The sequence below is a fragment of the Mesorhizobium sp. M0910 genome (genome assembly GCF_040319465.1).
In the GTDB taxonomy this organism is placed as follows: domain Bacteria; phylum Pseudomonadota; class Alphaproteobacteria; order Rhizobiales; family Rhizobiaceae; genus Mesorhizobium.
On sequence record NZ_JAMYNZ010000027.1, the window covers coordinates 22151 to 30415 of the forward strand.

At 64.9% G+C, this 8265-nt stretch carries 7 protein-coding genes; 1 reads left to right on the forward strand and 6 read right to left on the reverse strand.

The window, feature by feature from the left end; genetic code table 11:
• The first annotated feature begins 232 nt into the window (after positions 1–232).
• Positions 233–973: a gamma-glutamylcyclotransferase gene (locus NKH78_RS31360; protein WP_352703309.1), complete on the forward strand. Its 741-nt coding sequence runs from the start codon at positions 233–235 to the stop codon at positions 971–973.
• On the opposite strand, the gene NKH78_RS31365 is transcribed toward NKH78_RS31360, so the two are convergent.
• The 6 genes from NKH78_RS31365 to NKH78_RS31390 form a co-directional block, all read right to left on the reverse strand.
• Positions 960–2942, reverse strand: a complete 1983-nt coding sequence (locus tag NKH78_RS31365) for a glycoside hydrolase family 127 protein (RefSeq protein ID WP_352739178.1) — start codon at positions 2940–2942, stop codon at positions 960–962. The genes NKH78_RS31360 and NKH78_RS31365 overlap by 14 nt on opposite strands.
• A gap of 27 nt (positions 2943–2969) precedes the next feature.
• On the reverse strand, positions 2970–3827 hold the full coding sequence (locus NKH78_RS31370; protein ID WP_352885028.1) for a carbohydrate ABC transporter permease: 858 nt from the start codon (positions 3825–3827) through the stop codon (positions 2970–2972).
• Positions 3827–4753: a carbohydrate ABC transporter permease gene (locus tag NKH78_RS31375; protein ID WP_352690739.1), complete on the reverse strand. Its 927-nt coding sequence runs from the start codon at positions 4751–4753 to the stop codon at positions 3827–3829. Before NKH78_RS31375 ends, NKH78_RS31370 begins: the two co-directional genes overlap by 1 nt.
• 534 nt (positions 4754–5287) lie before the next feature.
• Positions 5288–6541 carry an ABC transporter substrate-binding protein gene (locus tag NKH78_RS31380; protein ID WP_352509443.1) on the reverse strand — a complete coding sequence of 418 codons (1254 nt, stop codon included), beginning with the start codon at positions 6539–6541 and terminating at the stop codon, positions 5288–5290.
• Positions 6542–6610: 69 nt separating this feature from the next.
• Entirely contained in the window at positions 6611–7666 is a 1056-nt protein-coding gene (locus NKH78_RS31385) for a LacI family DNA-binding transcriptional regulator (RefSeq protein ID WP_352885029.1), read from the reverse strand.
• 210 nt (positions 7667–7876) lie between these two features.
• A partial coding sequence (locus NKH78_RS31390; protein ID WP_352885030.1) for a cell envelope integrity TolA family protein occupies positions 7877–8265 on the reverse strand: 389 nt, incomplete at its 5' end.

Below are 8265 nucleotides of genomic sequence, written 5' to 3' on the forward strand. Positions count from 1 at the left end.
ATTTGGCGGCTCAAATTGGTGATACCAGCGATCCGGCGTCCCTGAGCCAGACCAGCATCTCGCTGCATCACGTTGAAATGGGTTCAGTCGACGCGTTTAACCCGTCGCGTAGGTATTTGTGCAGTCAAGCTGTTGTACACGACAGTTCGAATCCTGATACCGCGCTGGTGTACTCGGCCCTTGAGAATCTTTCAGCCTTCGGCAACATGGCGGCAAGGCTGAGAGCATGAGGATGAGCAAGGTCATTTCCGCCGCATCACGGCGTTCGCCGCGCAAGACACCGATGGCGCTGACCGAGGCGCTGGTCGCCCGCACTTTGCGTGCGGTCGAGGATGCCGGGCCGACACCGGGCATGGTCTACATGACCGATGCCGATTACGCGCGCATTCGCGACGAGGTGTTGGCCGGCGCGCCGGCCAGGCCGGTGAAGCTGTTCGCCTATGGCTCGCTGCTGTGGAAGCCGGCCGGCGAGGTCAGAGGTGGCGAACGGGCCGTGGCGACGGGCTGGCACCGTTCGTTCTGTTTTACGGTGCAGCGCTTCAGGGGCACCGTCGAGCAGCCCGGCCTGATGATGGCGCTCGACCGCGGCGGCCAATGCCAGGGCATGGTGTTCGAGACCGCCGAGCCCGTGGCGGCCAATCTCGAGGCGCTGCTGCGCCGCGAGATGACCATCCTGCCCTCCGTCAACGTGCCGCGCTGGCTGCAGGTCAGGACGGGCGGCGGCATGGGCCAAGCGCTTGGTTTCGTTGTCGATCGCGCCAATCCGCGCTATGCAGGAAAGCTCGAAAAGCAAGCGATAGCGGCGACCCTGGCAACGGCCGTCGGCCATTGGGGTTCGGGCGCCGAATATCTGTTCGAGACCATTCGCCATCTCGACGCCTGCGGCATCCGCGACCGCAATCTCTGGCAGCTGCAGGAACTTGTGGCCGAGGAGATCGGTCGGGCGCTGCCGCCGGGCTTCATTCGTCCCTGAGCCAGACCAGCATCTCGCCGGGGTCGCGGTTGTCCCAGGCGAAATACGGCACGGCGGTGACTTTTGCCTCCTCGACCGCCGGCGGTTCGGTGCGGTAGAGCCCCTCTTGCCAGTTTTCGAAAGCCGCCTTTTTGGCGATCGCCGAAAGTGTCACGACGCCGCCCAGAAGATTCGGCTGCTGATGCGCCTCGATGTCGGCCGTTCGCGGCAGGGCGATGCGGTGCAGCTGGCTGGAATTGTCGGTCTCCTCGACGCAATAGATCAGCGGCCCGCGCGCCAGTGCGACGCGGCCGATATCCTGCCGCACCTGGGGGTTGGCGTATAGACGGTCGACCGCCATTTCGAGGTCGAGCTCGACGCGGTCGCCCTTGCGCCATTCGCGGCGGACCGCGGCATAACCGTCGCTGGTGACAGTAGCCAGATCGACATCGGCGCCGTTCACCTTGAGCGTTGCCTTGCGGCACCAGCCCGGCAGGCGCAGGTGCAAGGTGAACGCGGTCGGCGCTTCCGGTTCGACGGAGATCGAGACCGCACCGTCCCAGGGATAATTGCTGGTCTGGGTCAGCTCTATTTGCCGGCCGGCGATATCGAAACGAGCCGTGCCGTTTCCATAGAGATGGACGGCGAGTGCGTCGTCCGACAGGCCATAGAAATAGCTGCCGATCGAGGCGACCATGCGCCCGACATTGGGCGGGCAGCACGGGCAGCGGTGCCATTTCCAGCGGTGGTGGGCGCCGCGGCTTTCGAGCGGATTTTCGTAGAAGAACAGCGAGCCGTCGAGCGACAGGCCGGAGATCGAGCCGTTGTAAAGCGCCCGCTCCATGATGTCGGCATAGCGCGCATTGGGACCCATGCCGAGCATGCGGCTCGCCCAGAACACCAGGCCGACCGAAGCACAGGTTTCGGCATAGGCGGTGTCGTTTGGCAGGTCGTAGTCGGCGGTGAAACCCTCATTGTGCGAGGACGGCCCGAGGCCGCCGGTGACGTAGAGGTTCTTGGTCATGAGATCGTCCCAAAGCCGGTCGAGCGCCACCCGTAGCGTGTCGTCGCCATATTCGGTGGCGATGTCGGCCATGCCCGAATAGAGATACATCGCCCGCACCGCATGGCCGACGACCTTGTCCTGCTCGCGTACCGGTTTGTGCGACTGGTTGTATTCATAGGTCTTGAAATGATACGCCTTGGGGTCGGCGCCGCGGGCGCGCGCCTCCTCGTCGAAATAATGCGGCTCAAGTCCCCGCTGGTCGATGAAATATCTGGCGAGGTCCATGTATCTGCGCTCGCCGGTCACCCGTGCCAGCTTGACCAGCGCCAGTTCGATCTCCTCATGGCCGCAATAGCCCTTCTTCTTGCCGGGCTCGGGACCGAACGTCTCGGCGATATGGTCGACATAGCGGCACATGATGTCGAGCAGCTTGCGCTTGCCGGTGGCCTGGTAGTAGGCGACGGCGCCTTCGATCAGATGGCCGGCGCAATAGAGCTCGTGGCAGTCGCGCAGATTGGTCCAGCGCAGGCCGGGCTGGATGCGCTGGTACCAGCTCGACAGATAGCCATCGGGCTGCTGCAGCTTGCCGTACATATCGATGACGGCGTCGATCTTCTTCTCCAGCTCCTCGTTGCGGCGACGGTAGAGCGAATAGGCGGCAGTCTCGATGGTCTTGCCCCAATCGGAGTCCCAGAACATCTGCGTGGTCACCGTCGATCCGGTGAACTCGTTGCCGGCGGTGGCGGCCTCGTCCGGCGAGGGTGAGTGGAACGGGATGACGACGCCGGGCGACGGCCGGTCCGGGTCGATCTGCTCGAGCATGCGCGCCTCGACGCAGCGGTCGTAGAGGATGCCGGCGGTCTTCGAGGCGACGGCATCGACGCGGTCGCCCCAGAAGCCGCGCACGTCGACCTGCGGCACCGGCAGCGGGCGGAAGGCGAGTTTCGGCTTGACGCCCTGACTGGCGGATTGCGATGCGGTCATCAATTCACTCCGGTTCGGTTCGATTGGTCACTTCACGGCCCCTGCCATCAGGCCGCGAATGTAGAAGCGCTGCAGCAATAGGAAGAGCACGAGGCACGGCACCATCATGACGGTGACGCCGGCCTGCACGGCACCCCAGTCGATGGCGCCGAAGCGGCCGGACTGGAGTGCGGTCATCATGATCGGCAGCGTGAATTTGGACTGGTCTGTCATCAGCACGAGGGCCGCCAGAAACTCGTTCCAGGCGCCGAGGAAGGCGAACAGCGCGATGGTGACGATGCCCGGCCAGACCAGCGGCAGCATCACCCTCAACAGCATGGTGACATTGTTGGCGCCGTCCATGCGCGCGGCCTCCTCGATCTCGCGCGGCACCGCGTCGAAGGCGTTGCGCATCATGAAGGTCGAGAACGGCAGCTGCAGCGTGACATAGACGCAGACCAGCCCGGTCAGCGTGTTGTGCAGGCCGATTTTTGTCAGCACCAGGAAGATCGGCGTCAGAATCGACTGGAACGGGATCATGATCGTCGACAGGATGACGACGAAGAGCAGGTTCTTCAGCGGAAAACGGAAGCGCGAGAAACCGTAGCCGGCGAGCACGCTGACGATCACTGACAGCACCACGGTCATGACCGAGACGTAGATGCTGTTTTGCGCCGGCAGCCAGAGGCCATCGCCGAAGGTGTTGAGCGTGGCGTAGTTCTCGAGCGAGATGCCGCTGGTCGGCCAGGGCGGCAGCGGCGGCTGGCGCGCTTCCTGCGCCGGCTTGAAGGCCGAAAGCACCGTCCAGGCGATCGGCGCCAGGAACAGTATGGACGCGATGATGCCGGTCGAGTGCTCGGCAATCTGCATGCCGATGCGGCGGTTGCGGCTCCTTGCCTGCGCCATCAGTCGACCCCCTCGGGCTGGCGCAGCAGCCGCAGCTGGATGAGGCTGAGCGCCACCAGGATGACCAGCAGGACCATCGAAAGTGCCGCGCCATAGCCGAGCTTGAACGACACGAAGGACTGGTTGAAGATCCAGTAGACGGCGGTCAGCGTCTGGTTGCGCGGGCCGCCGCGCAGGATGATGTAGAACTGGTCGAAGGCGAGGATCGAGCCGGCCACCGACAGGATCAGCGCCAGCGCCAGCGTGCGGCGCATCAAGGGCAAGGTAATCGCCCGGAACCGCGCGAATGGCCCTGCCCCGTCGATCATCGCCGCTTCCTGCAGATCCGGCGGGATCGACTGCAGGCCGGTCATCAGGATGATCATGGTGAAGCCCGCCACCTTCCACACGACCATGGCGATGATCGACCAGAAGGCCGGCTGGAAGGTCGCCAGCAGGTTGAATTTCTTCTCGGTCAGGCCAAGCTCGAAGGCGGCCGGGCTGAACAGGCCGGAATCGACGTTGAGCAGCCACGACCACAAAAGGCTCGCCGAGGCGAAGCCGATGACCGCCGGCATGAAGAAGGACGTCCGGTAGAAGCCGGTCAGCTGCCGCGGCCTTTCGATGAACAGCGCCAGCGGAAAGGCGACGGCGAAGATCGCGATCGTGACCACCACCGTGTAGTAGCCGGTGAACTTCAGCGCGTTCCAGAAGCGGGTGTCGCGCAGGATCGCCCAGTAATTGTCGAGGCCGATAAAGCTGTGCGCGCCCATCAGCGGCCAGTTGTGCAGCGACATCCAGGCCGTCATGCAAAGCGGCACGATGAAGAAGACGACGACAAGCGCAACGGCCGGCGCGACATAGAGCAGGCCGATCCACTGCCGGCGGCCGGCGCCAACGAGTTTGCGGGGGCGCGTCGGGGCGGAGATTGCTGTGATGGTGGTCATGGCTGGCCGCTCGCCTTCCCTTCTCCCCTTGTGGGAGAAGGTGGATCGGCGCGCAGCGCCGAGACGGATGAGGGGTGTTGGAAGGATTGCCGTGGGTGCCAAGCTGGAGCACCCCTCATCCGTCGCCTTCGGCGACACCGCCCGGGGGCGAGCCACTGGTCTCGCCCCGTCCTTCGGACCCCACAAGGGGAGAAGGGGGAGCCAGCATTGCAACGGCGTACTGTGATGGTGCTCATGCCTGTTGTTCCATTGGCGCTACGTCCCCCTCCCCCTTGAGGGGAGGGTCCGGCCGAAGGCCGGGGGTGGGGTCCTCCGCGAAGCGCGCCGACATCAAAGGAGCGTCGAGCACGGCCGCGATGACCCCACCCGAACCTGCGGTCCGACCTCCCCTCAAGGGGGAGGTTAAGGGGCTGCCGGGGGGTGGGGTCCTCCGCGAAGCGCGCCGACATCAAAGGAGCGTCGAGCACTGCCGCGATGACCCCACCCGGACCTGCGGTCCGACCTCCCCTCGAGGGGGAGGTGGGCGCCGGCGCTTTACTTCTGCGGCGCCGAATCGATGATCGACTGCATGGTCTCCTGCGCATTGGCGATGGCGCCGTCGACGTCTTCGCCGAAGAAGACCTCGTTCATCATCTGGTTCCACGGACCGTTGGCCGAGTTGATCAGGTCGTTGAACACCACCGAATAGGGCGTGCGGCCCTTGGCCATGGCTTCGGCGGCGACCTTATAGCGCGGGTCGAGGTCCTTCAGCGCCTCATTGGCGATGTCGCCGCGCACCGGCAGGCTGCCGTATTTCGCCAGAATGGTCTGGCCCTCGAGCGAATAGGCGAAATCGAGGAACTCCTTCACCACCGCGACCTTGGTGGTGCCCTTGGTGACGACGAAATTGTCGCCGCCGGCAAACGACGACCAGCCGCCGTCCTTGCCGGGCAGGAAGGTGATGCCGTAGTCGATGTCGGGATATTGCGTGTTCAGCGCGCCGATGGCGAAGGCGCCGGACGGCGAGATGCCGATATTGCCGGTGGCGAAGGCGGCAAAGAAGTTGGAGCCGGTGTCGGTCTGCGCGCCTGAAGGCACCAGGTCCTTCTTGACCATCGAACGGTAGAGGTCGATGGCGCCGCGCATCTGCGGCGTGTCCAGCGTCGCCTTGGAGCCGTCCTCCGTCAGGATGTCGCCGCCCGAGGCCCAGATCAGCGGCGTGAAGGTGAAGATGTTGCAGCCGCCGCAATTGCCGGAGAAGTAGAAGCCCTTGATGTCGCCGCCGAGCGCGTTGACCTTTTCGGCGTCAGCTTCGATCTCGGCCCAGTTGGTCGGGCCCTTTTCGGGGTCGAGGCCGGCCTGCTTGAACAGCTTCTTGTTCCAGATCAGCACCGAGGAATCCGCCGAGAACGGCAGCCCGTAGATGCGGCCCTCATAGGTGCCGGTCTTGACATGCGCCGGCGACAGGCTGGCGAAATAGGGCAGCGATTTCGCCCAGTCGGTGATGTCTTCGAGCTGGCCGGCGGCGGCGAAGGACGGCGTGTAGATCAGGTCGAGCGAGAGTGCATCCGGCGCGGTGCCGCCGGCGGCGGCGGCGCCATATTTCGGGATGATTTCGGCATTGGGGATGATGTCCAGCTTGATCTGGTTCTGATGCCCCTTGTTGAAGGCATCGACGATGCGCGGCATGAAGTTCGAGCCGTCGGCGCGAACCCAGATGTTGGCGGTGTCGGCGGCGGCCGGACCGACTGTTGCCAGCGTGCCCAAAATGCTCGCGGCGATGGCGAGCCCGGTAATGGTGGTTCTCATGCTTCTCCTCCACATGGCTTTAACTCGGCCGCACCCCAGCGCTTTGCAATCGACACGGCCCGTTTCGTTTCAGCCGTCCGGCGGACGGCCGCATGACTGACGCACCACCAGCCGGCACGGCAGTTTTCTGATGCCCGGCAAAGCGGGTTCGCCGCCGACGAGCGAAAGCAGGGCAAGGCCGGCCTCGCGGCCAAGTGCTGCGAGATTCATGTCGACCGAGGTCAGCGGCGGCCGGGTCGCCTCGGCGACGATCTGCCAATTGTCGAAGCCGATGACGCCGACCTCGTCCGGCACGCCGATACCGCGCTCGCGCAAGGCGTCGATGACGCCGCGCGCGATCTGGTCGTTGCCGCAAAACACCGCGTCCGGTTTTTCGCGCGTGCCGTCAAACCCCTCGCCGTCGAACAGCGTCTTGACCGCCTCATGCCCCCAGGCCTCCGACCAGTGGCCAAGCAGCGGCTCCATGACCTGCAAGCCGTTCTCGGCCAGCACCGCGCGATAGGCCTCGGCGCGGGCATGCACCACGGCAAAGCTCGCCGGACCGCTGACATGGGCGATGCGCTTACGCCCGAGCCGGCAAAAGTGCTCGACCGCCAGCCGCGCCCCGCCGGCATCGTCGGACACGAAAGCGATGGCGTTTGGATCGGGCTCGGTAAAGGCATAGATCGCCGGAATGCCGAGATTGGCGAGGTCGACCGGCAGGTGGCGGTCGATGCGTTTGCCGGTGGCGATGATGCCGTCGACGCGCTTGTCGAGCATGGCATCGACATGCAGCTGGGCAAGGCGCGGGTCGTCCTCGACATTGCACAAAAACACCGAGACGCCGGCATCGACCAGCGCATCGGAAACGCCGGCCATCAGCGCCAGCGAAAAGCGGCCATAGGTGTCGTTGGTCAACAGCCCGACGGTAAAGGAGCGCCGCCTGAGCAGGCTCTGCGCCAGGCTGTTCGGGCGAAAGCCAAGCCGCTGCGCCGTCTCGCGAATCCGGGTTCGCGTCTCGGCCGTCATCCGCCCCTGCCCGTTCAGCGCCTTGGACGCCGTGGCAACGCTGACGCCGGCAATGGCCGCCACTTCACGCAAGGTGACGGGCTGCTTGGCGGGCGTTGGCTGGACGTCGGACGGCATGATTTGGACATGATCCTCCCAGGTGGGAAAAGCTTTTCTCTTATGACCCCTCAGCGTGCTGATCGGTGATGTCAGCGGATGCGAGGCGAGTTGGGAAAAGGTTTTCTCAAGGGAGAGATTAGGACGAAGGATGTGGGGATGGCAAGGGGGGAATGGCCGCTCAGCGGCACCGCGATCGAATAATCGCGGTGCCGTAGTCTACCCGTACGGCTAGCAGCTCTCAGTCTGCGGATCGCACGCCTTGTTTTTCTGCTTCTCCGGCTTGGGCTTGGCCGCCTGTTCCGGCTCGGCTTGCTGCTGCTCGGCGGGCTGCTCCTTGGCCTTCTGCTTTTCGGGCTTGGCCGCCTGCTCGGGCTCGGCCTGCTGCTGCTCGGCGGCGGGCTGCTTCCTGGTCTTCGGCTTCTCAGGCTTGGCCGCCTGCTCGGGCTCGGCCTGCTGCTGCTCGGCGGCGGGCTGCTTCTTGGACTTCGGCTTCTCAGGCTTGGCCGCCTGTTCGGGCTCGGCCTGTTGCTGCTCGGCGGCGGGCTGCTTCTTGGTCTTCTGCTTCTCAGGCTTGGCCGCCTGTTCCGGCTCGCCCTGCTGCTGCTCGGCGGCGGGCT